This is a genomic window from Saccharothrix algeriensis (assembly GCF_016907655.1).
In the GTDB taxonomy this organism is placed as follows: domain Bacteria; phylum Actinomycetota; class Actinomycetes; order Mycobacteriales; family Pseudonocardiaceae; genus Actinosynnema; species Actinosynnema algeriense.
This window is the reverse complement of sequence record NZ_JAFBCL010000001.1, coordinates 6147405-6169131: the sequence shown is the minus strand read 5'-3', so window position 1 is coordinate 6169131 and position 21727 is coordinate 6147405. Positions and strand designations below refer to the sequence as shown.

The window sequence follows — 21727 nt, the reverse complement described above, 5'->3', positions numbered from 1 at the left end:
CCCCGCGGCCCGGTCACCTCGGCGCGGTGGTCGGCGTCGGTGGCGGGGGGTCGTCGGCCACCGGCGGCAGCGGGGACGGCGGCAGGTCGGCGTGGATCTCCGCCATGGCGTCGAACCACGTGGCGGCGGGCGCGGTCCCGCCGTACAGGTTGCCGGTGGCGCACAGGCGCGGCGGACCGGCCCCGACGCAGATCGGCCGGGGTTCGGGGGTGTCGTTGAACGTCTGCACCGCGCCCGCGTAGTCCACCGTCGCGCCGAGGAAGGCCGCGGACAGGTGCTCCTCGGTGGTGCCGGTCTTGCCGATCACCGGTCGGGTCCACCGGTGCCGCCGGGCCGCCGCCGCCGCGGTGCCGCGGTCGTCGTCGCTCAGCGCCGCGGCCAGGGCGGCGGCCAGCGGCTCGGGCACGGCCTGCTCGCACGGCGCCGGCGGCAGGGCCACGGCCGCGCCCCACCGGTCGACCACCCCGGCGACCGCGGTGGGCTCGCACCAGACCCCGCCGCTGACGACGGTGGCCGCGACGTTGGCCAGCTCCAGCGTGCTGGTCGGGGCGGGGCCGAGGGTGAACGACGCGTTCTGCCGCCCGGTGAAGAACTCCGCCTGGTCGACCCGCAGCTCGGGGCGCGGCGAGCCGGGGTCCGGCGGCACGCCGGCGACGTTGGTCGCCAGGGTCCGGCGCAGCCCCAGCCGCCGCGCCACGTCGACCACCGCGGCCAGGCCGACCTCCTCCTCCAGGATGACGAAGGCGGTGTTCGGCGAGGTCGCCAGGGCCTGGCGCAGCGTCATGCGCGGCGGGTGGCCGGCGCCGCCGTCGCGCAGGCAGTACCACCGCGTGCCCGGCTCGCCCGTGGGCGGGCAGTCCCGGCCGCCGCCCTTGAACACCCGGGAGGTGTGGGTGGGGGGCGACCGGATGACCGAGTCCGGGCGGTAGCCCCGCTCCAGCGCCGCCGCGGCGGTGAAGACCTTGTACACCGAGCCGGCGCCGAACCCGTTGGCCACGCCGCCGGGCAGGTCCAGCATGGTCTGGGACCGCTGCGCGTCGGGGCCGTGCTCGCGGTTGGCCGCCAGGGCGAGCACCTCGTGCCGCTCCCGGCCCGGCTCGACCACGGCCATCGTGTTGGCGATCCCCGGCGTCGCCGCGGGCACTTGCTCCTCGACCGCCCGCTGGGCCGCCGCGGCGACCGCCCGGTCCAGGGTGGTGCGGATGGTGTAGCCGCCGGTCTCCAGCCGCTGCGGCGGCAGCCCCAGCCCGGCCAGCTGGTCGAGCACGCGGGCGCAGAAGAAGCCGAGGCCGGGGTCGGCGCCCACGCAGCCGTTGGGCAGGGGCCGCAGCGGCGACCGGACGCCCAGCGGCTCCAGCTTGGCCTCCTGCGCGGCCGCCGGCCCCAGCTTGCCGTGCCGCGCCATCAGGTCGAGGACGACGTTGCGGCGGCGCAGCGCGGCGTCGGGGTGGCGCTCGGGGTCCAGCGTCGCCGGGCTGTTGACCAGGGCCGCCAGCAGGGCGGCCTGCGCGGCGGTGAGGTGGTCGGCCGTGGCGCCGAAGTAGGTCCGCGCCGCCGCCTCGACGCCGTAGGCGCCGATCCCGAACGGCACGGTGTTGAGGTAGCGGGTGAGGATCTCGTCCTTGGTCAGGGTGCTCTCCAGGGCGACCGCCATGCGGATCTCGCCGAGCTTGCGCGCCGGGGTCCGCACCTGGAGGCGTTCCCGGCGCAGCGGGTCGTCGCGCGCCACCACGTGCACCATCAGGTTCTTGACGTACTGCTGGGTCAGCGTCGACGCGCCCTGCACCACCTGGCCGGCGGTGTAGTTGCGCACCGCCGACCGCCCGGTGGCCACCCAGTCGACCCCCTCGTGCTCGTAGAACCGGTGGTCCTCCACCGCCACGACGGCGTCCTTCACCACCTGCGCGATCCGGTCCGACCCGACGGGCACCCGGTGCTGGTCGTAGAGGTGGGCGAACGGCTCGCCGGCGGAGTCCAGCAGGGTCGTCACCGCCGGCAGGTCCACCTCGGGCGGCGCCTCGACCGCTCCCGCCAGCCGCTCGCCGGCCCAGGCCAGCGCCAGCCCCGCCCCGCCGGCGACGGGGAACAGCACCCCGGCCAGCAGCAGGCCCGCCACCAGGCACAGCACCAGCAGCCGTGCCACCGCCCCCCTCCTCGACACGGGCGTCACACCCACCGGACGATCCCGCCTGTGCGGTGTCGCGCGCACACAACCCCTCCACCACCGCCGAGCCGACCAAGGGCGGGCCTCCCCCGGCACGCCGTCCGGGTGTCCCCGGACCGAGGGTGCCGGCACGGGCCGCACCCGCGCCGGCACCCTCCGCGTCGCGGCTGCCCCCGTCGTGGGAACGCGCCGGTCGGACCGCGGCCACAGCGGGTGCACAACCCCCGGAAGGGTGAACGGATCCGCCGGTGCTCCGGCCCGGGTTCCGCGACCCCGGGCCGGAGCACCGGCGGGGTCGCCGCGCGACACCTTCAACGCGCCTGGACCAGCAGGGCCACCTGCTCGGTCGGCAGTTCCGGCTCCGCGTTGTTCCGGCGGGCCCACTTGCGGGCGCCGCCCTTTTTCCGCTTCTTGCCCTCGAAGGCGCGGCGGGCCGCTTTCCGCACGTCCCGACCCGCGTCGTCGGCGCGGTCGGACAGGTTGTCGAACAAGCTCTTCCGTCGTCGTCCCACCTCCGCTCCCGCGTCGAGCGCGTCGCGTGCCGGACGCGCTTGCCGGAACTCGCCGGAGCCGTTCGACGGATTCACGACGGGCACGCGCGCGGGGTCTTGCCCGCACCGGCGGGCGGACATTTACCGGGTCGACCTCGGCGGTGCTGTCGCACCGGCGGTCGACCACTGCGGAAGGTGGGGAGAACTCCGTGGACGACGTGGTTCCGCCGCACGATCGGGCACGGGCCGCCGACGACGTGGCGCGGGTGGTGGGCCACCACCGGGCGGTGGCCCACCACCGGGCGGTGGTCGACGCGCGGCTGCGCGGTGCGGTCGGCCGGCTCCGCCCGCCGCCGGCCGAGGTGGTCGGCCACCACTCCGGCCGGCGCGACGAGCGCGGCGCCGCCGCCCGCGCCCGCGCCGGCAAGGCCATCCGTCCCGCGTTGTCGCTGCTGTTCACCCGGGCCGGCGGAGACTCGGCGGAGGCGGCGCTGGACGACGCCCTGTCCCTCCTGGCGGCCTTCGAGCCGGAGCCCGGGGCCGGGGAGGACCTGGCCGCGGTGGCGCGGTCGATGGCGGGCCGCGTCCGCCAGCGCGCCCGGACGGCGGCGGGGCGCGCCCCCGGCGCCGCCGGCCCGGGTGTTCATCCATTCGCCGCGAAACAAACCCGGTAATTACTCCGAAGAGGAGTTTGCCGACCTGTTCGGCGCACGGGACAGGGGTTTCGCCGCTCACCCGAAGGTTCGATGGCAGAGGCTTCGGCGACGTGCTTGACTGGACGGGACAAGGCTCTCGGTGAATCCGGCGGCCGGTCGGTGACAACGGACGGCACTTCGTCGGAGAACGGCCGGCGGGTCCGCTCGGGAGCGGTGTTCCGCGGCTGTCGGGAGAATCGTGACATCGCGCAATCGCCAGAAGAACGAATTGCTCCGCGCCCTGGTGGGAGAAGCGCGCTGGACGCACCACAACTTCGCCCTGGCGGTCAACCGCGTGGCGCTCGAAGCCGGTGTCGTCCTGCACTACGACCGGACCACGGTGTCGCACTGGCTGTCGGGCAGCCGCCCGCGGCCACCGGTCCCGGCCTTCGTGGCCCAGGCGCTGTCCCGGCGCACCGGGCGCTTCGTCTCCGTCGCCGACACCGGCCTGGCCGACTGCACGGCGAACGACCTGCCCTCGGGCTGCGACGGGGGGTCGGGGGCGACCGCGCTGCTCGAACTCGTCGCGGCGGACCTGGACCCGGCGCGCCGCGCGGTGCTGCGCGAGCAGCCGTTCCGGGTCGACTGGGTGGTGGCGCCCGACTGGCCGGGCGACCCGGACCGGCGCCGCCCCGGCGCGCCCCCGGCTCCGGGGGCCGCGGACGCCACCGTGGCGGCGATGGCGGCGCTGAACCGCGCCTTCACCGCCACGCACCAGGCGTTCGGCGGCGGGCACGCCCGGCTGGCGCTGGCGGCCTACCTCGCGACCGACGTCAGGGCGCGGCTGGAGCTGCACCGGGGGCGGGAGCGCCGCGGGCTGCTGGGCGCGACGGCCGCGCTGGCGCACCTGATCGGCCTCATGTGCTTCGACGACCTGCACCACAACCTCGCCCAGCGCTACTTCCGGGCGGCGCTGCGGCTGACCGCGGAGGCCGAGGACGCCGCGGAGCGGGCGGCGGTCCTGTGCGGCATGAGCGCGCAGGCGTTCTTCCTGGGCCACCACCGGGAAGCCGCCCTGCTGGCCGACACCGCGGCGGAGCGCGCGGGCGGGCAGGCGCCGCCGCGCGCCCGTGCCGCGCTGCTCGGGCAGGCCGCCGTCGCCCACGCGGCGCTGGCCCGCCGCAGGGACGCGCTGGCCCGCCTGGCGAAGGCCGAGAGGTGCCTGGACGAGGTCGACGGCACGCGGCAGCCGCCGGGGCGGACCGAGCGGGCGGACCTGGCCCACCACGCCGGTCAGGCCCTGGCGCTCCTGCGGGACGACCCCCGGGCCGAGCTGGCGCTGCGGAGGTCGCTGCGGCTGCGGCCGGAGGGCGAGCGCCGGTCCCGGATGCTGACCACCCACCAGCTCACCGACCTCCAGCTGCGGCACGGGCGCTTCGAGCAGGCGTGCGCCACCTGGCGGAAGTTCCTCGACGACTACCCCCACATCCGCTCCGCCCGCGTCGACCGGGCGTTCCGGGCGATCCACCGGCAGCTGCGCGAGCACCGCGGTAACGCCGCCGTCCACCGCGCGAGCCGGCCGGCCTGACGCCCCGGCGCGTTCAACCGGTTCAACAACGCGCGCGTCGCCGAGCCTGTCGCGCCCGGCCGCGGCGGCGTTGACTGGCGGAGGGGAAGCCGTCGGGTCACCGGGAGGACCGCGCATGGACGCCGCAACGGTCGTGAACCAGTACGAGATGCCGGTCCGCAAGCACGTGGAGGACAACGAGTTCCTCGCCGCGGCGCGCGGCGGTCGGCTGGACGAGCGCCAGGTGGGGCGCTTGCTGCTGCTGGAGTTCCAGACCCAGGAGGTGGAGTTCAGCGCCTACCCGCTGCTGTCGGTCCGCTTCCGGCACGAGGTGCCCGACGGCTTCTTCCTGTTCGTGGCCGACACGGTGCGCCAGGCCAGGACCTTCCTGGTCAAGGAGGTCGCGCCCGCGCTCGGCCTGGACGTGGACGGGATGCGCCGCGCGCCGCTGTCCCTCGCGCCCCGGCGGACGGCGGAACTGGTGTCCTGGCTGGGGTTGCAGGCCGGGGCGGGTCAGGTCGCGATGGCGGCCCGGGTCGACTTCGTGCTGTGGACCGCGGCGTGCGGCGCCCTGGTGGACGTGCTCGACGGGACCGACGCGCCCGCCGAGCTCGTCGCCTACCTCCGGCAGTACGCCGAGGCGCCCCCGGAGGTCGTGGACGGCGCGGTGGAGGTCATCGACTACGCGCTGGGCACCGGCGAGGACCCGGAGCGGATCCCCCGCAGCGCGCCGCACATGGAGGCCGTGCTCGCCGACCTGTGGCACTTCGCGGCGGCCGGCTGACCGGGCGGCGGGGGTCGGGGGCGCGTCGGCGCGCGCCCCTCCCCCGCCGCCGCTCACCCGGCCCGCCGCAGCTCCTCGCACAGCCGGTCGACGTGCCGCTCCGCGACGTGCGGCATGACCACCAGCGCCGCGTGCTCCTCGTCGCGCGGCAGGTGCCAGCGGCGGCAGAACTCCTCCGGCGGCGCGTCGAACAGCACGACCGTCCCGCCCCTGGCACGGCTGGGGCGCCGGCCGACCGCGGCCAGCCCGCGCTGGGCGTGCGCGGCGACGCGGTGGCAGTGGCGGACCCGCTCGGCCACCCCCCGCCTGCCGAGCCTGCGCAGCTCGTACCAGAGCAGGACCGGCGACACCGCGTCCCGCGACCCGGTGATGGTGTCGTCGTCCGCGCCGACCGCGACCCCCTCCGCCCGGACGGCCTCGACGTCGTCCTCCCGGGCGAGCACCACGCCGCACGGTATCGGTGCCCCGATCACCTTGTGCCCGCTCAGGGCGACGCTGTCCGCGCCCGCGGCGAGGTTCCAGGGGATCGCCTCGTCGCCGAACTCGGCCAGCAGGCCGCCGAACGCGGCGTCGCAGTGCACCCGGCTCCGCTCGACCCCCGCCGACGCCAGCGCGCGGCGGATCCCGGGCAGGTCGTCCACCGCGCCCCGCCCGGTCGTGCCGATCGTGGCCGCCACCACGGCGGCCCGGCCGGGGTGGCGGGCCAGTTCCCGCAGCAGGGCCGTCGTGTCCATCGTGCCGTCGGCGGCGGTGGGCACCTCGACGTAGGGCACGCGGAGCAGCCTGCCGATCTTGGGCAGCGAGTAGTGCGCCTCGGCGGAGGCGTACAGGACCGCGTCGGGGTACCGCTCGCGCGCCACCCACACCGCGTACATGTTGCTCTCGGTGCCGCCGGTGGTCACGTACCCGGACACGCGGGCCGGGTCGCCGCCCGCCAGCCGGGTGAAGAAGTCGAGCACCGCCACCTCGAACGGCCTGGTGTCGATCCGGTAGTCGCTGCCGCTGCGCGGGTTGCCGACGTTGTTGCCGTGCACCGCCAGGAACTCCGCCAGCGGCCGGTAGTCGAAGTCGAGGTTGAACGGGAAGCCGAGCATCCGGTCCCGCTCGCCGCGCATCCGCCGCGCCAGCTCGGACAGCGGGCCGGGATCCGGCGGCGCGCCGTCCTCCCCGATGCGGAGCCGTTGCGGGTCAAGGGCTTCCACGACCCTGTCACCTCCGTTGGCAGCGGCGGGGGCGCGAGCGCCACCCGCGCGGGTCGGGGCACGGCCGCGGGGGTGCCGCCGCGGCGACGCGAACGCCGCGCGCGAGGGGCGGCGGGCCGCGCGGGGCCGAGTGTCGCACGGTGGCCGGGGCCGGGTGAACGGCGGTTCAACAGGTTCAACGCCCGGCGCGTCGGGGCGCGGGGGCGCCGCCGGGAGCCGGGGCCGCGGCGCGGTCGTGCAGGCCGGTCTCGTCGAGCACCAGGACGCGGTGGGCGCGGGCCGCCGAGGTGGCCCGGTGCGCGATGACCACCAGGGTGCCGCCGCGGCGGTGGAAGGCGTGCTCGGCGCGGGCCTCGGCGGCGGGGTCCAGGTGGCAGGTCGCCTCGTCCAGGACCACGACGCGGGCCGGGGAGAGGTGGACCCGGCCGAGCGCGACCAGCTGGCGCTCGCCCGCCGACAGCGCCCGGGGGACGACCTGCCCGTCGAGCCCGCCGTGGCGGGCCACCAGCTCCTCCAGCCCGACCGCGCGGACCGCGGCGCCGATCGCGGCGTCGTCGGCGTCGGGGGCCAGCAGCGCCAGGTTCGCGCGGACGGTGCCGGAGAACACGTACGCCTCCTGGGGGATCAGCGCCAGGCGGCGGCGCAGCTCGGCCGCCCGGTAGCGGGACAGGTCGAGCCCGGCGAACTCCACCGAGCCGGACTCCGGCCGCTCCAGCCCGGTGAGGACGGACGCGAGCGTCGACTTGCCGATGCCGCTGGGCCCGAGCACGACGACCCACTCCCCGTCGGCGATCACCAGGTCGGCCCGGTCGAGGACCGGGTCGGAGTGCTCGCCGTAGCGGAAGGTCGCCGAGCGCAGCGCCAGGGCGCCGCGCTCGGGCGGGCGGACCCCCGACGCGGGGGGCTCGGGGACCGCGGGGCGCCGGCCCAGCCGCGCGAGCAGCGCGCCCAGCTCGACGCCCTGGTTGCCCAGGATCTCCGCGGCTGCCCGCCAGGCGGGTTCGAGGCCGGAGACGACGTAGACGACCGCGCCCACCAGCTCGCCCGGCGTGAGCGCGCCGCCGTCGAGCAGGCCGGGGGCGAGCAGCAGCAGGAACAGCAGCGGCAGGCGGGCGGCGGCGCCGATCACCGCGATCCGCGCGCCGCCGAGGTCGGCCGCCCGCCCCACGGCCGCCGCGTGCGCGCCCAGCAGGCGGTCCAGGTCGGCCGCGGCCCGGCCGGCGGCGCCGCACGCGGCGACGTCGCGCACCCCGCGCAGCACGGCGTCGACCTCGTCGGCCAGGGCCTCCTCGCGGGCGAGCGCGGCCCGGTAGCGGCGTCGCCAGGCCCGGGTCAGCGCGACCAGCGCCACCCCGGTGGCCAGGGCGAGCGGCACCAGGGCCACGAGCGCGACCGGGGCCAGCGCGACCAGCCCGATCGCGGCGGCGAGCACCATCAGCCCGGCCGAGGTGACCGACATGACCAGGTTCGACACGATCTGCCGGGCCGTCTCGACCTGGCCGACCAGCCGCGCCCCGACCCCCGGCGCGCCCCGGCCGGCCGCGACGGCCTCGCCCAGCCCGCCGCGCACCACGGTCCGCACCAGGTGGTCGCGCACGGCCTCGGTGAACACCCCCATGGGGCGCATCGCCTGGCGCACCGCGAACGCGCCGGACACCAGCGCGGCGGCGTAGACCGCGAGCAGCGCGAACCCGAGGGGCGCGCGCCCGGCGAGGAACCCGCCGTCGAGCGCGACCGCGATCAGCCGGCCGGACGCCAGCGCGGGCAGGGCCGCCACGAGCGACCAGCCCACGACGCCGGCCAGCGCCGCCCGGTGCTCCACGACCACCGGGCGCAGCAGCTGCGGGATCGCCACGTCACACGCTCCGGGCGGGTTCGGCCGCGGCGGACTCGGCCGCGGCGGACTCGGCCGCTGCGGGTTCGGCCGCCGCGGACTCGGGCGCTGCGGACTCGGGCACGGCTGGTTCGGGAGCGGCGGGAACCGGCGTGGCGGGATCGGGCGTGGCGGGATCGGGAGCGGCGAGGTCAGGAGCGGCGAGGTCAGGAGCGGTGAACACCGCGCGGTAGTCGGGGTCGGCCGCGAGGTCGGCGTGCGGCGCGACGGCGCGCACCCGCCCACCCGCCAACCAGACCACGAGGTCGGCGGCGCGGGCGGTGGCGACGCGGTGGGCCACCACGAGCCGCGTCCCGGTGCGCATCGCCGCGCCGAGCGCGGCGGTGATGCGCTCCTCGGTCACCACGTCGACGCTGGAGGTCGCGTCGTCCAGGACGACCAGGCGGGCCTCGCGCCACAACGCCCGCGCGAGGCCGAGGCGCTGCAGCTCACCGCCGGACAGCCGCAGGTCGCCGAGCGGGGTGTCGGCCCCGAGCGGCAGCCGGCGCACGAAGTCCTCGGCCGCGGCGGCGCGCAGCGCGGCGGTGACGTCGGCGGCGGAGGCGGGCCGGTCGCAGTAGCCGATCGCGTCGGCGACGGTCGCGCCCAGCAGGACGGGCCGCTCGAACGCGTAGGTGACGGCGGCCCGCAGCTCGGGCCCGCTCAGCTCGGCGAGGTCCACGCCGTCGAGCCGCACCCGCCCGGTGCCGGGCCTGCTGAGCCCGCCCACGACCTCGGCGAGGGTCGACTTGCCGGACCCGGTGCCGCCGACGACCGCCACCGTCTGCCCGGGGCGGATCCGCAGGGTGACCCCGTCGAGCAGGACCCGCCCGCCGCGCACGACGCCGACGTCGTCCAACTCCACCGCCCCGCCGCCCGCCGGCAGGGTCGCGCGCCCGGCCGGCGGCAGCGACTCGGCCAGCACCCCGGCCACCCGCTCGGCCGACCCGAGGGCGCGGGCGACCCTGCTCAGCAGGGCGTTCTGCCGGAACAGGCCGGTCGCGTAGCCGAAGTACGCCTGCACGGCCAGCAGTTCGCCCACGCTGAGGTGGCCGGACACCAGCCGCGCGCACCCGACGGCCAGCACCAGGACCTGCAGCGCGGGCATGACCAGGCCCGAGCGCCACACGGCCGTCCGCTGGATCCGCCAGAACCGCGCGCCCGCCGCGCCCAGGCGCGGGACGACGTCGAGCACGCGCGCGGTCTCGCGCTCCAGCGTCCCGCTCGCCCGGATGGTCCGGGCGCCGTCCACGGCGTCGCCGAAGCGGGTGACCAGGTCGGCGAAGGCGTCCTGGTAGTCGCCGGTGTTGGCGCTGACCTGCCGGGTGAGCCAGCGGAACAGCCACAGCACGACCGGCGCGGCGGCGAGCACGGCCACCCCGAGCCAGCCGTCGACGAGCACGAGGGCGACCACGCCGCCGAGCGAGGTGAGCAGCGAGACGACCAGCCCGATCGCGGCGCTGGTGGCGGACGCCGCGGCGGTGGTCGACTGCAGGACGCGGCCGAGCAGGTCCCCGGTGCTCCACGTCCGCGCCGTCGCGACGTCGAGCGCGAGCAGGTGCCGCAGCAGCCCCCGCCGCAGCCGCACCGCGCCCAGCACCCCGGCCCGCCGCTCGAACCCGACGGCCGCCGCTTCGGCGGCCGTGACCAGCGCCAGCGCCACGACGACGGGCCACACCGGCGCCGGCGTGCCCGCGATCGCCCCGTCCACGACCCGCGCCACCACCGCGGGCAGCGCCAGCGCCGCCCCGGCCTCGACCAGGGCGGCCACCGCGATCCCCGCGCCGTGCCACCCGCTCGCCCTGGTGGCGGTGAGCAGCAACCGCCCGTCGAAGCGCATGTGCCGTCCTCTCGGTGTGGTGCCGCGGCGGTGCGGCCGGCACCGGCACCGGCCGCGGTGCGGTCGGCGCAGGACCGGCCGCGGTGCGGTCGGCACGGCACCGGCCGCAGTGCGGTCGGCACGGCACCGGCCGCGGTGGGGTCAGCGCAGGACCGGCTTCGGCGGGGCCTGCGCGGCGGCGAGGGCGGAGCGGACGCCGGGGACGACGGCCTGCGCCAGCAGCCGCAGCTGGCGCTGCGCGTCGGCGGTGCCGCCGGGCGACTCCACCTGGCACAGGACGCGGGTGCAGCCGGAGGCCGCGATCTCCCCCGCCAGCCGCTCGACGCAGGTGTCGAGGGCGCCGACGGGGTGGGAGCCGAGCAGCCGCTCGGTGACGGTGTCCAGCACCGCCTCCAGCGCGGCGCCGGTGGGCGGCGTGCGGGACACCGGGACCAGGTGGCGCGGCCGGTTGTCGGCGCCCACCACCGTGCGGGCCCGGTCCCGCATCAGCGCGCGGGCCTCGGCCTCGGTCCCGGTGACCGCCACGAAGGCGGCGAAGGCGTGGTCGGCGTCCGCCGGCCCGCCCGCCCGGCGGTACTCGGCGATCATCTCGCGCTTGGCGGCGGTGTCCTTGTCGAAGTACAGCAGCATCGGCAGGCCGTGCGCCGCGGCCAGGCGGACCGAGTCCTCCGAGTTCGCGGCGACGAGGACGTCCGGCCCACCCGCCGCGCGCGGGCCGGGCGTGATCACCAGGTCCTCCGCGACGGGCTCGCCGCGCAACGCCGCCAGCAGCTCCCGGACGGCTCCGGGCATCCCGGCGCGCCAGCGGTCGGCGCCGCGCCCGATCACCTCGTACTCGGCCAGCGGCTGCCCCCGCCCGACGCCGAGCGCGAAGCGACCGCCGGAGACGTGGTCGAGCAGCGCGGCCTGCTCGGCGACGTGCGCGGGCGAGTGCAGCGGCAGCAGCGTGACCGCCGTGCCGACGGTCACCCGGCGCGTCGCGCCCAGCAGGTAGGCCGCCAGCGCGAGCGCGGACGGCGAGACCACCCGGTCGAGGAAGTGGTGCTCGGTGACCCAGACGTCGTCCAGGCCCAGGGCGTCGGCCTGGCGGGCCAGCGACACCGTGCGGCCGAGCACGTCGGCGTCGGACTGGCCGTCGTCGCGCCGTGCGCTGAGCAGAAGACCGAAACGGGCGTCCACGGATCCTCCTTCACACCGACGCGGGCACGGAGAACACGACCCGGTACAGCGAGACGTCCTCGTTCTCGCCGACGGCCTCCCCGGCCACCTCGACCCAGGCGTGCGCGCGGAACGGCTCGGTCCGCACCCCGGTGCGCCAGTCCGGCCACTGGCCGGCCATCCGGCACAGCAGCGCGGTGGCGACGGCCCGTTGCAGGCACTGCTGGCCCGCGCACCGCGTGCTGACCGAGACCACGGCGGAGCGGGCGGCGAGCGCACGCGCGGCGGTGGCCGGTCGAGCACCGCGCCGCACGACCTCCAGGGCGCGCCGCAACCGCCACGGGGACAGCCGGGTCAGCGCCCGGGCCGCGCCGACGGCCACGAGCGCCGCGACCCGGCGCGGCAACCGGACCCGGCCGGCGGCTTCGAGCGTGATCGGCATGCTCACGTGGTCACCAGCTTCGCCTCGCGCAGCGAACCGAGGAACGCCGACACGTCCGACGCCACCCGCTCCGCGTGCTGCGGGTGCGCCTGGCTCAGCGCCCGGACCACGTCCTCGGGCCGCTTGCCGTCGACCAGGCCGCGCACCACCGCGGCGGCCGTGCCGTTGAGCTGCCAGTAGCGCCCCGACCGCTGGTCCAGCAGCACCATGCCGCTGTCGGTGTCGGTCGCGCTGACGTGGCGGGCCAGGGTGAAGGTCATCGGGCTCCTCCCGAGGTGGCGGACAGGGGCGCGGAAGTCCGCGCGGCGGCGGCGGACCGCAGCCACGACTCGCACGCCAGCGTGGTGATCACCGGGATCAGCGTGCGCGCGGCCGGGTGCGGGGTGACCAGGGCGCGCCGGAACGCGTCGCCGTCGACCAGGCCGAGCCGCTCCAGTTCGAGGTCGGCGCACTGCGCGAGCAGTTCCCGCTTGTGGTGGTCGAGGCCCGCGTAGACGTCGGCGCTGAACTCGCCCTTGGTCGGGCGGCCCAGGACGTGGTCGGGCACCGAGCCGCGCATGGCGGCGGCGAGGACCGGCTTGTAGCGGTTGGCCTCCGCGCGGTCGCGCAGCCGGATCGACAGGGCGGCTTCGACGACGTGGTCGTCGACGAACGGCGCGTGCCAGCTGACGCCGTGGCGCTCGGTGACGCGGGTGGCGCGGCGCAGCCCGTCCCCGCAGGTGCGCGCCATGTCGAGGGTGGCGTGCTGGGCGCGCAGCGGCGAGAGCGGTTCGGGCGCGGCGGCAGCGGCCTCGCGCAGCAGCACCCGGTTGGCCTCGACCGCGCGCGGCGTGGCCCACGCGGGCAGCCGGGGCGGCTCGCCCCACCCCATGCTGGGGTGCGAGGTGTGGCCCAGGCCGGCGGTGAGCGTGCGGGAGGCGGCGTCGAGCCACGACGCGTAGCTGGTCCCGTCGGCGAGGAAGCGCAGCGCCTGCCCCAGGCTCCACCGGCGCAGGCTGCGGTTGGGCCGCAGGTGGGGCAGGTAGCCCAGCGGGTCGACGCGCACCGCGCTGTGGTCGTGGGCGGGCATCACGTAGAACAGCTCGTCGCCGCCGTGCCCGGTCAGGTGGCGGGTGACGCCCTTGTCCGCGAGCAGCCGCGCGTGGTGCGCCAGCACGCCCTTGGTGCGCAGCCACGCGAAGGGTCCCTCCGCGTCCGGGTCGGGGTCCAGCGCGCCGGTGAAGTTCAGCGGCGCTTCGCCGCGGGGGATCACCACGTGGTCGGCCTCGGGCAGGTCCAGGGCGGCGCGGGCGGCCCAGCGGGCGTCGTCGTTGGCCGGGTCGACCGCCTCCAGCCGGGTGGTGACCAGGTCGGGGTTCCGCTCGGCGAGCAGGAAGCTCAGGCTGGTGGAGTCCATGCCGCCGGACAGGTCGGCGCTGGTGCGGCCCGGCCCGTGGGCGCGGGCGGCCACGGCGGCCCGCAGGGCGCCGCGCACCCGCTCGGCCCCCTCGCGCAGGGGCAGTTCCGCCGCGGGCGGCGTCCACCAGCGGGTGGTGGTGTGCGTGCCGTCGGGGTCGACCACGACGTGGCTGTCGGGCTCGACCCGCACGACACCGGTCCAGGCGGGGCGGTCGGCGAGCGGCCACGGCGCGGAGGGCGCCATCAGGTGGCGGGCGACGTGGGCCTCGTCCAGCCCGGCGCCGACGAGCGCGGCCAGCGCCTGCGGCCGGTCGGCCAGGACCGTGGTGCCGCCGGCCCTGGTGCGGAACACCTGGCGGGCCGCGGAGATCGTGCCCTGCGCCCGCAGCCGGCCGTCGAAGGAGGCCAGCAGGTGGTAGCTGCCCGCGATCCGGCCGGGCACGGCGTCGAGGTCGCGCAGCCCGGAGAGCCGGTCCAGCTCGGCGAGCAGGCCGGCCGCCGTGGCCGTCGAGCTGCCCAGCAGGACCAGCGACCGGGTGCCGGCGGTGGCCGTCACCACCTCGTCGGACCGCCAGGCGCCCACGACCCAGGGCCGGCCGGAGGGGTGCGCGATCACCCGTCCCCCCGCGGCCGGGCGGACCGATTCCGCGACGCGGGCGCCCGCCGCGCTGTCGGGAAGAACCAGGAACTGCACGTCACCCTCCACCTCGTGCGACCGGGACCGGGATCGGGCCGGGCGGGGCCGCGCCGGGGCGCGGCGCGGCGTCACCGCACCTCGGGCCGGATCAGCAGAAGATCCAGCACTCCTTGTCGTAGTCGTAGCCGCGGCCGCCGCCGCCGAGGGTGACCTCGTCGAACTCGCCCGCGTCGGACATGGTGGGCGGCTCGTAGGTGTTCGCGTCCTCGGTCATCTCGTACCTCCGGTAGTTCGTGGCAGGGGTGTGTCGGGGGGTGGGCCGACCGGGAGCGGTCAGTCGCACCAGACGAGGCAGCGGACGTCGAACTCGAAGCCCCAGCCGCGCGGGCCGAGGGTGACCTTCTCGAAGTCGCCGACCTCGACGAAGGCGGGCGGCTCGTACACGGTCGTCTCGTCGGTCACGGGGACCAACTCCTCTCGTCGTTTCACCGGTCGCGGCGCCGACCGCCGCCCGACCACCGTCGCAGCACGGCATGGCACCGGCGTGGCGCGACCGTGGCCGCAGGTGGTTCCCCCGCGCCACGACCGACCACGCGAGCGCCACGACGGCCTGACCAGCGGCGCGTACACGTGACGGGGAATTGCCTGCCCCGAAGGGAAAACCGCGGTGTCGGACGAACGCACCACAGCACGGGCGGCGGGACGGGTTTAGCGTCGGCCCGGTCCGCACGCCGACGTCCGCCGGGGGTGGTTGTGCTCTTCGTGAAGGTGCTGGGGGACATGCAGGTCCGGGTCGACGGACGCCGGGTGGCGGTGCCCCGCGGCAAGCAGCGGCTGCTGCTGACGGCGCTGGCCCTGCGCCGGGGCGAGGCGGTGGGCGCGGACGCGCTGGTCGGACTGCTGTGGGAGGACGGCTCGCCGCCGTCGGCGCGCACCACGCTGCGCGGTTACGTCAAGCGGTTGCGCACGCGGCTGCGCGGCGCCGGCGGGCGGCAGGTGATCGAGTCGGCGGCCGGCGGCTACCGGCTGGTCGCGGGCGAGGACGAGGTCGACGTGCACCGGTTCCGCCGGGTGGTCCGCGAGGCGCGGGGGTCGGCCGACCCCCGCGCGGAGCTGGCCGCACTCGGTTCGGCGTTGCGGCTGTGGCGGGACCGGCCGCTCGACGGGCTGGAGCCCGCGCGCTGGGTCGACGAGGCGGCGGCGGGGTTGACCGAGGAGTGGTTGCAGGTGCTGGAGAGGCACAGCGACCTGCTGGTCGAGACCCGGTCGGCGGACACCGCGGAGGTGGCGCTGCGGTCGGCGCTGGCCGACCACCCGCTGCGGGAATCCCTGTGGTGCAGGCTGATCCGGGCGATGCACCGCGACGGGCGCGGCGCGGAGGCGCTGCTCGCCTACGAGAAGGTGCGGCGGCTGCTGGCCGACCGGCTCGGCGTCGCGCCGTCCGGGCCGCTGCGCGAGCTGCACCGGCGGATCCTGGCGGAGGAGGAGCCCCCGCCCGCCGCGCCGACCTCCCCGGCCTCCGCGCCGACCTCCCCGCCCGCCGACCCCCGCGCCACCACGCGCCCCGGCGCCCGCGGCGGGACCGGCGCCGGCGGCCCGGCCGCGCGGCGGTCCCCGGTCGAGGTGGCCGAGCCCCTCGGCCTCGTCGGCCGGCGCCGGCACCTGGCGGCGCTGGACCGGTTCGCCGCCCGGGACGCCGGCGCGCGGATCGTGGTGGTCGACGGGCCCGCCGGGACCGGCAAGACCGCGCTGGCCCTGCGGTGGGCGAGCCGGGTCGGGCGGCGGTTCCCCGGCGGCCACGTGGCGGTGGACCTGCGCGGCGTGCACCCGGCCCCGCCGCTCACCCCGCACGAGGCCCTCGGCGCGCTGCTCCTGGGCGCGGGCGTCGGCGAGGACGGGGTGCCCGAGGACACCGGGGCCCGCGCGGCGGCGTTGCGCGAGGCGGTCGCCCGGCGGCCGATGGTGGTGGTGCTGGACAACGCGCACGACGTGCGGCAGGTGCGCCCCCTGCTGCCCGGCCCGGCCGCGCTCACCCTCGTCACCAGCCAGTCGCAGCTGCGGGGGCTCGTGGCGCGCGACGGGGCGGACCGGCTCAGCGTCGGGCGGCTGTCGGTGGAGGAGGGCCGCGAGCTGGTCGCCGCCGCCGCGGGTCCCGAGCCGGTGCGCGCCGACCCGGCGGCGGTGGCCGAACTGGTGGAGCTGTGCGCGGGCCTGCCCCTGGCGCTGCGCATCGCGGTGGAGAAGGTCTCCCGGGTGCCCGGCCTCACCCTGGCCGCGCTGGTCGAGGAGCTGCGCGCCGACCACACCCGGCTGGACCTGCTGGAGACCGGCGACGACGACGAAGCCAGCGTGCGCACGGCGCTGGGCCGCCCGCAGCGCCTGCTGCGCCCGGCCGAGGCCGACCTGCTGCACCGGCTCTCCCTCGCCGCCGACCGCGAGTTCGACCTGGCCACCGCCGCCCGGCTCACCGGCGGCGACACCGCCGTGCTCCGCCTGGCCCTGGGCCGCCTGGTCCTGGCGAACGTCCTGACCCAACCCGGCCCGCACCGCTACCACCTCGACGACCTGCACCGCGCCGTGGCCAGGGAGTCCGCCGCCGGCGCCCTCGCCCGGGCGATCCAGGCCCTGCCGAGGGGGCGCCGGGCGGACCAGCCGGCGCGGCTCTCCCCGGCCGGCGCCGCGGTCGCCCGCTGACGGCGCGACCGCCCCCCTGCGGGACGCCGCACCGGGCCGGTCGCCCACCGCGCCGCGGGCGGGCGGTGCGGTTGGGCGGGAACCCGCCGGGGTACGCCGCCGGGAGACGACTCGGGGGAGGATTCGGTGGCACGGCGGTACTCGTACGGCAGGACCGTTCTGGTCGGGTTGCTCGTCGGTGGGGTTTTCGGGGTCTACCAGGGGTTGATGCAGGACAGCCTGGGTTCCGGCCTGGTCTCGGGCGCGGTGTTCGGCCTCGTCATGGCCGTGGTGATGCGGCGGGTGTGGGGTTCCACCGCGTTGCGCGGCTTGGGCTTCCGGCAGCGCCGAGCCGTCTCGCGCGCGCTGCGGCGGGGCGAACCGGTCGAGGACCCCCGGCTCGCCCGGCCGCTGGTGGACCAGGCCGACGCGGTGCTGGCCACGCCGTTCCCGGTGAAGGCGATGCGGGTGGTGTTCGCGTTACCGGGCCTGCTCGGGCTGGCCCTGGGGGTGACCGGGTTCCTCGCCGAGGGGGTCGCGGGACTGGGCGGTGGGGTGCCGCACGTGGTCCTCTCGCTGGTGCTGCTGTTCGCCGTCCTGCCCCTCGGCCTGCGGCAGCGCGAACGCATCCGCCGCTCCCGGCAGGCCACGCTGGAGCGGCACCGGCTGTCCGAAGTGGACTCCTCCGCTGACCGCCGGGGCGCGACCGGTCTCGACCCCCGAGGCTGACCACGCCTCGACCGGCGAGGGGGAACGCCCCTCACGTCACCCCTCCCCGCGCCCGCGGTGGCTCACCCTTGTGGGCGTATTTCCTGCTCCGACCCTGTGCGACAAGGGTTTTCGCGCTGTCATGTCCCTGCCGGACCGAACTCATCGCGCACGGGAAGGCGGGGAGATGGGCGGATTCAGGTTCGCGACCGCGGCGGCGGCCGTCGCGCTGACGGCCTCGGGGTTGTTCGCGACCACCGGGGGCACGGCCGGGGCGGAAGCGGCGTACGACGACATCGCCATGTACAAGCAGGAGAAGACCCAGTGGTGCTGGGTGGCCTCCGGCCTCACGATCGCCAAGTACCACGGCCGCGGCAGCACGCAGGCGGACTTCTGCACCCGGGCCCAGCCCCGCTACGGCTGCGACAACCAGCCCGCGACGCTGGACGACATGGCCAGGGCCTGGAGCAGCCTCGGCATGGCGCACCCCGGCTCGGGCCTGGGCAGCGCGGCCTCGTTCAACCAGGTCCACACCGAGGTCAAGGCCGCCCGCCCGATCGGCGCGCGCATCGGGTGGTCCTCGGGCGGCGGCCACATGAACGTCATCTACGGCTTCGACACCTCGAACAACACCATCGCCGTGGCCGACCCGTGGCCGGACACCACCACCTACACGTGGTGGAACTACAACGACTACGTCAGCAACAGCTCGTCGAAGTGGACCCACTCCCGGATCGGCGTCTCCGGTTAAGGCAGGCGACATGCGCACAACACGAACGTCCGGCGAGCGGGTGGCCCCGCGCCTCTCCCTCCTGACCACCGCCCTGGCGCTGAGCGCGTCCGCGCTGCTGTCCGCCGGCCCGGCCCACGCGGCCGAGGACCAGCTGCCGGAGATCCCCGACTACCAGTCCGCCCTCGACGCGGTCAGGTCGACCGCCGTCCGCGACGCCGTCTGCCGCTTCCTCGGCACGCCGCTGCCCGCGGGCGGCTCCGAGGCGCCGCTGACGATCCCGGACAAGGCCCGGCCGTGCGAGGGGATGCCGGCCTTCACGGTCGAGGACCCGTTGGCAGTCAACGAGATCACGCCGGGCTTCGTCGCCGGCACGGCCAAGCCGGTCGCGGCCGAGGCGGTCGGGCTGAGCCACCTGGTGGCCTCGCTGAGCGCCGCCGTCGACGGCCGCCAGGCCACCGTCCTGCTCTCCCGCACCGAGGGCGGCGGCTGGCGCCTCGCGGCGGTGCGCGAGGGCGACAGCGACGCCGCGTACGCCGGCAAGGCCGGTCCGGGCAGCCTGGTGTTCAGCGAACCGCAGATCCGCGGCTGGTACCAGCTCACGCTCCTCACGGTCGAACCGCTCAACGACCAGGCGCGGCAGGGCCTGGGCGGGCGGGCGTCGCTGTCGCTGGGCGAGTACCAGAAGCTGGTCAAGGGCCGCTACGCCGACAAGCTGCCCGGCTCGGAGTACGACGCGGCGGGCATGTCCAGCGGCTACGGCGCCCCGCAGGAGGCGTCGTCCCCGGCGCCGCTGCTCGCCGGCGGTTCGGGCGCGGTGCTCGCGCTCGCGGTCGTCGCCCTCCTCGTCCACCGCCGCCGGCGCGGCGCCACCGGCTGAGGCCGGGCGCGCCGGCGCTAGCCGGCCGAGGACCACAACCCGGACACCAGCGGCCACACCCCGGGCAGCAGCAGCACCCCGGCCACCACGCACACCGGCCACACCACCAGCAGCTCGCCGGGCCCACCGGTCCGGAACCGGAGCAGGCGGGGCGGGCGGATCTCGTACCAGGTCTCCCCGCGGATCGGGATCGGCCACAGGAACGGGCAGCCCGACAGGGTCAGGGCGTCGCCCAGGCAGTGCACGACGCAGCCCACGCCGACCGCCCACCCCAGCCAGCCGCCCAGGCCGCCCACCCCGTCGAAGCCCCCGCCGCCGCCGATCCACAGCAGCACCGCCCCGGCGGCCACGAGCAGCAGCCAGTCCCCGAGCGCGGCCACCGCCAGCAGCAGCGCCACGCCGAGCACCACCAGCACCGCCCACCGACCCATCGCGCCGGTCCACCAGCCCACCCACCAGCCGAGCAGCGCGGCGAAGGCGACGGTGTGCGTGGCGTGCCGGTGCTCCCCGGAGACGTCCTCGTCCCGAGGGCCCTTGGTGGCCTGGTAGAGGCCGCGGGACAGGAACTGCACCACGGTCGAGAGCAGGTTGGTGACGGGGGCGAGGAGGCGGGAGGCGCGGGAGCCGGCGTGGTCCAGGTCCGGGAGCAGGGCCGAGCCCGCGGTGACGACGGCGACCACGACGGCCTGCGGGAGGGTGTGGGCGCCCAGCGCGGGGGCGAGGGCGAGCCCGGCGCACCAGCCGGTGGCGGCGTGGGTCCTGCCGAGCATCAGGCTCCCCCGGCCGGCGGCCGACCGCTCCCCGGGACCCCACCGGCACCGACCACTCCCACCACTCCCCCTCGGGACGACGCTCCCCCGCCGGCGACCACCGGCCGCCGGCCCACGAACCGCTCGTGGCCGGGACAGGACTTCCCCACCGCCGCGGCGTCCACACCGGGAGATCGCCGCGGCGGGCCCGGACCCGCTCGCGCTCGCGGGTCCGGGCGCGCTCGTCACGCCGGTTCGACGGGCAGCCACAGCTCGCAGGTCGCGGTGCTGAAGTCCTCGGCGCGGTCGAGGACCGCGACGATCGAGGGACCCGGCCGCAGGCGCCACGGGTTCGCGGGGAACCACTCGGTCGCGGTCGCGGCCCACGTGTCCTGCAGGGCCTGCGGGTAGGGGCCCGCCGTGCGGAAGACCGCCCACCTGCCGGCCGGCACCTCGATGGCGTCGAGGTCGTCCGGGACCGGCGTGGCCGGGGAGGTCGCGACCCCGTGCAGGTAGGTCAGCTCGCTGCCCTCCGCGCTGTCGGGGTCGAGGTCGTCGCAGACCTGGAGCAGACCTCCCGGTTCGGTGTCGCCGAGCTCCTTGAGCCGGCCGTGCTCCTGCTGCGGCAGCGCGGCGATGTGCTGCCGGATGTGCGGGTTGACGCCCTGGTGGATGAGCGGGACGCGGGCTGCGTGCCCGACGAGCCGGAACGCGGGGCGGTCGGCGATGCGGGTGTCCACGGGGTGGCTCCCTTCGACGGTCAGGCGGAACCTGAGTTGCGGTTGTGCGCGAAGGGGCCCCCCGTTCCGGCGGACCTCGCCGGGCCCTGCGCCGTGGACCGCCCGGAACGCCCGCCCGAACGCCTCGGTCGAGCCGTACCCGTGCCGGACGGCGATGCCCAGCAGGTCGTCCTCGCCCCGGACGACGTCGGCGGCGGCGACGGTCATGCGGCGTCGGCGCACGTACTCCGACAGCGGCATCCCGGCCAGCGACGAGAACATCCGGCGCAGGTGGTACTCGGTCGTGCCGAGCGCACCGGCCAGCCCGCCGACGTCGACCTCCTCGGTCAGGTGCTCCTCGACGACGGCGACGAGCCGGTTGAGTGCCGTGATCACGGGACCTCCTTCGACATCGAGCCTGTCGGAAGGCGCCCCTGCCGCGCCCGACCTCCGCGGTCCGATCCGATCAATTCGACCACGCGCGCCGCCCGGTGGGGCGCTTCGCGGGTCCCCGGTGGCCGGCGGAACACCCCCGCCACCGTCGGCGCGGCGGCCCTGAATGGTCCGATCCGGTGCTCGTCCGAAGGAGTGCACGGCGGGATCGTCCTGCTCACCGATCCGCGCACGACCGGATCGGTGCGTCCCGCGAAGCCCCGACCTTCGGGCCGGCGCGGCTGGAGACCGTGGGGGCGGGCGGTTCCACCGGTGATCGGGGCGTCGCGTGCCCACCGAGTCGACACCGATGACTTCGACCCGTGGGACAGGTTCGACAGCCGGGTCCGGACGAGTTCGCGGTCGTTGACGCCGACGTGGAGCCGCAGCCCGGCGGAGGCAGACTTCCACGCCACGCCACGCCACGCCACGCCACGCCACGCCACGACGCGGGAGCCGGTGCCGGAGGCGTGTCGTTGACGCGGGTCAGCGGGAACGCCCCGCCGAACCCATCCGGCCGGCACACCGCAGGCCCGGGCCAAAACCGCGTCGAACAGCTGAAACCACGAGCAGAGCCGTTGCTCCGGAACCGGTGTGGCGGGCCGACGGCTCAAATCGTTTGGGTGCCGGGGCTACGCTGTGATC

20 protein-coding genes are annotated in these 21727 nt (G+C 77.0%); 7 read left to right on the top strand and 13 right to left on the bottom strand.

Features of this window, described 5'->3' with window-relative positions; all coding sequences use genetic code 11:
- Positions 1–13: 13 nt before the first annotated feature.
- Both JOE68_RS27915 and JOE68_RS31485 read right to left on the bottom strand, forming a co-directional pair.
- Positions 14–2143 (bottom strand): transglycosylase domain-containing protein, encoded by a 2130-nt coding sequence (locus tag JOE68_RS27915; RefSeq protein ID WP_307819938.1) that lies wholly within the window; start codon positions 2141–2143, stop codon positions 14–16.
- A gap of 332 nt (positions 2144–2475) precedes the next feature.
- A complete protein-coding gene (locus tag JOE68_RS31485; RefSeq protein WP_239562375.1) occupies positions 2476–2676 on the bottom strand; it encodes a hypothetical protein in 201 nt (66 codons plus the stop codon).
- A 188-nt stretch (positions 2677–2864) separates the two neighbouring features.
- On the opposite strand from JOE68_RS31485, the gene JOE68_RS31480 reads away from it, so the two are divergent.
- The 3 genes from JOE68_RS31480 (at position 2865) to JOE68_RS27900 (ending at position 5641) form a co-directional block, all read left to right on the top strand.
- The gene (locus JOE68_RS31480) at positions 2865–3329 is read left to right on the top strand and encodes a hypothetical protein (protein WP_239565095.1); all 465 of its coding nucleotides are present in this window, start codon (positions 2865–2867) and stop codon (positions 3327–3329) included.
- A gap of 220 nt (positions 3330–3549) precedes the next feature.
- Positions 3550–4878, top strand: coding sequence for an NsdA family TPR-like regulatory protein (locus tag JOE68_RS27905; protein WP_204845358.1), 1329 nt, complete (start codon positions 3550–3552; stop codon positions 4876–4878).
- Between the two features lie 115 nt (positions 4879–4993).
- Positions 4994–5641 carry a hypothetical protein gene (locus JOE68_RS27900; RefSeq protein WP_204845357.1) on the top strand — a complete coding sequence of 216 codons (648 nt, stop codon included), beginning with the start codon at positions 4994–4996 and terminating at the stop codon, positions 5639–5641.
- A 53-nt stretch (positions 5642–5694) separates the two neighbouring features.
- On the opposite strand, the gene JOE68_RS27895 is transcribed toward JOE68_RS27900, so the two are convergent.
- The 9 genes from JOE68_RS27895 to JOE68_RS27855 form a co-directional block, all read right to left on the bottom strand.
- Positions 5695–6843, bottom strand: a complete 1149-nt coding sequence (locus JOE68_RS27895; protein ID WP_204845356.1) for a histidine decarboxylase — start codon at positions 6841–6843, stop codon at positions 5695–5697.
- 175 nt (positions 6844–7018) lie between these two features.
- Positions 7019–8698, bottom strand: a complete 1680-nt coding sequence (locus JOE68_RS27890; protein ID WP_204845355.1) for an ATP-binding cassette domain-containing protein — start codon at positions 8696–8698, stop codon at positions 7019–7021.
- A 1-nt stretch (position 8699) separates the two neighbouring features.
- Positions 8700–10556, bottom strand: a complete 1857-nt coding sequence (locus JOE68_RS27885; protein WP_204845354.1) for an ABC transporter ATP-binding protein — start codon at positions 10554–10556, stop codon at positions 8700–8702.
- Positions 10557–10697: 141 nt separating this feature from the next.
- Positions 10698–11735: an LLM class flavin-dependent oxidoreductase gene (locus tag JOE68_RS27880; protein ID WP_204845353.1), complete on the bottom strand. Its 1038-nt coding sequence runs from the start codon at positions 11733–11735 to the stop codon at positions 10698–10700.
- Between the two features lie 10 nt (positions 11736–11745).
- On the bottom strand, positions 11746–12156 hold the full coding sequence (locus JOE68_RS27875) for a lasso peptide biosynthesis B2 protein (protein ID WP_204846321.1): 411 nt from the start codon (positions 12154–12156) through the stop codon (positions 11746–11748).
- Positions 12157–12158: 2 nt separating this feature from the next.
- The gene (locus JOE68_RS27870) at positions 12159–12416 is read right to left on the bottom strand and encodes a lasso peptide biosynthesis PqqD family chaperone (protein WP_204845352.1); all 258 of its coding nucleotides are present in this window, start codon (positions 12414–12416) and stop codon (positions 12159–12161) included.
- Positions 12413–14248, bottom strand: coding sequence for an asparagine synthase-related protein (locus JOE68_RS27865; RefSeq protein WP_204845351.1), 1836 nt, complete (start codon positions 14246–14248; stop codon positions 12413–12415). The genes JOE68_RS27870 and JOE68_RS27865 overlap by 4 nt, the downstream gene beginning before the upstream one ends.
- A 91-nt stretch (positions 14249–14339) precedes the next feature.
- The gene (locus tag JOE68_RS27860) at positions 14340–14465 is read right to left on the bottom strand and encodes a keywimysin-related RiPP (RefSeq protein WP_204845350.1); all 126 of its coding nucleotides are present in this window, start codon (positions 14463–14465) and stop codon (positions 14340–14342) included.
- 59 nt (positions 14466–14524) lie between these two features.
- Positions 14525–14653, bottom strand: a complete 129-nt coding sequence (locus JOE68_RS27855) for a lasso RiPP family leader peptide-containing protein (RefSeq protein ID WP_204845349.1) — start codon at positions 14651–14653, stop codon at positions 14525–14527.
- Positions 14654–14944: 291 nt separating this feature from the next.
- Between JOE68_RS27855 and JOE68_RS27850 the strand changes: the two genes are divergently transcribed.
- The 4 genes from JOE68_RS27850 (at position 14945) to JOE68_RS27835 (ending at position 19182) form a co-directional block, all read left to right on the top strand.
- Positions 14945–16885, top strand: coding sequence for an AfsR/SARP family transcriptional regulator (locus tag JOE68_RS27850; RefSeq protein WP_204845348.1), 1941 nt, complete (start codon positions 14945–14947; stop codon positions 16883–16885).
- Positions 16886–17092: 207 nt separating this feature from the next.
- Positions 17093–17593: a hypothetical protein gene (locus JOE68_RS27845; protein ID WP_204845347.1), complete on the top strand. Its 501-nt coding sequence runs from the start codon at positions 17093–17095 to the stop codon at positions 17591–17593.
- 166 nt (positions 17594–17759) lie between these two features.
- Positions 17760–18323 (top strand): papain-like cysteine protease family protein, encoded by a 564-nt coding sequence (locus JOE68_RS27840; protein WP_204845346.1) that lies wholly within the window; start codon positions 17760–17762, stop codon positions 18321–18323.
- A gap of 10 nt (positions 18324–18333) precedes the next feature.
- Positions 18334–19182, top strand: a complete 849-nt coding sequence (locus JOE68_RS27835; protein WP_204845345.1) for a hypothetical protein — start codon at positions 18334–18336, stop codon at positions 19180–19182.
- 17 nt (positions 19183–19199) lie between these two features.
- Here the strand turns inward: JOE68_RS27835 and JOE68_RS27830 are convergent, their stop codons facing one another.
- Both JOE68_RS27830 and JOE68_RS27825 read right to left on the bottom strand, forming a co-directional pair.
- Positions 19200–19952, bottom strand: coding sequence for a metal-dependent hydrolase (locus tag JOE68_RS27830; RefSeq protein ID WP_204845344.1), 753 nt, complete (start codon positions 19950–19952; stop codon positions 19200–19202).
- 224 nt (positions 19953–20176) lie between these two features.
- Positions 20177–21046 (bottom strand): AraC family transcriptional regulator, encoded by an 870-nt coding sequence (locus JOE68_RS27825; protein ID WP_204845343.1) that lies wholly within the window; start codon positions 21044–21046, stop codon positions 20177–20179.
- Between the last annotated feature and the right edge of the window lie 681 nt (positions 21047–21727).

Bases quoted from the DNA above. Each gene is read 5' to 3' on its own strand.
- JOE68_RS27900 (WP_204845357.1), top strand. From the start codon at position 4,994: ATGGACGCCGCAACGGTCGTGAACCAGTACGAGATGCCGGTCCGCAAG.
- JOE68_RS27885 (WP_204845354.1), bottom strand. From the start codon at position 10,556: ATGCGCTTCGACGGGCGGTTGCTGCTCACCGCCACCAGGGCGAGCGGG.
- JOE68_RS27875 (WP_204846321.1), bottom strand. From the start codon at position 12,156: ATGCCGATCACGCTCGAAGCCGCCGGCCGGGTCCGGTTGCCGCGCCGG.
- JOE68_RS27870 (WP_204845352.1), bottom strand. From the start codon at position 12,416: ATGACCTTCACCCTGGCCCGCCACGTCAGCGCGACCGACACCGACAGC.
- JOE68_RS27860 (WP_204845350.1), bottom strand. From the start codon at position 14,465: ATGACCGAGGACGCGAACACCTACGAGCCGCCCACCATGTCCGACGCG.
- JOE68_RS27845 (WP_204845347.1), top strand. From the start codon at position 17,093: ATGCAGGACAGCCTGGGTTCCGGCCTGGTCTCGGGCGCGGTGTTCGGC.
- JOE68_RS27840 (WP_204845346.1), top strand. From the start codon at position 17,760: ATGGGCGGATTCAGGTTCGCGACCGCGGCGGCGGCCGTCGCGCTGACG.
- JOE68_RS27835 (WP_204845345.1), top strand. From the start codon at position 18,334: ATGCGCACAACACGAACGTCCGGCGAGCGGGTGGCCCCGCGCCTCTCC.
- JOE68_RS27830 (WP_204845344.1), bottom strand. From the start codon at position 19,952: ATGCTCGGCAGGACCCACGCCGCCACCGGCTGGTGCGCCGGGCTCGCC.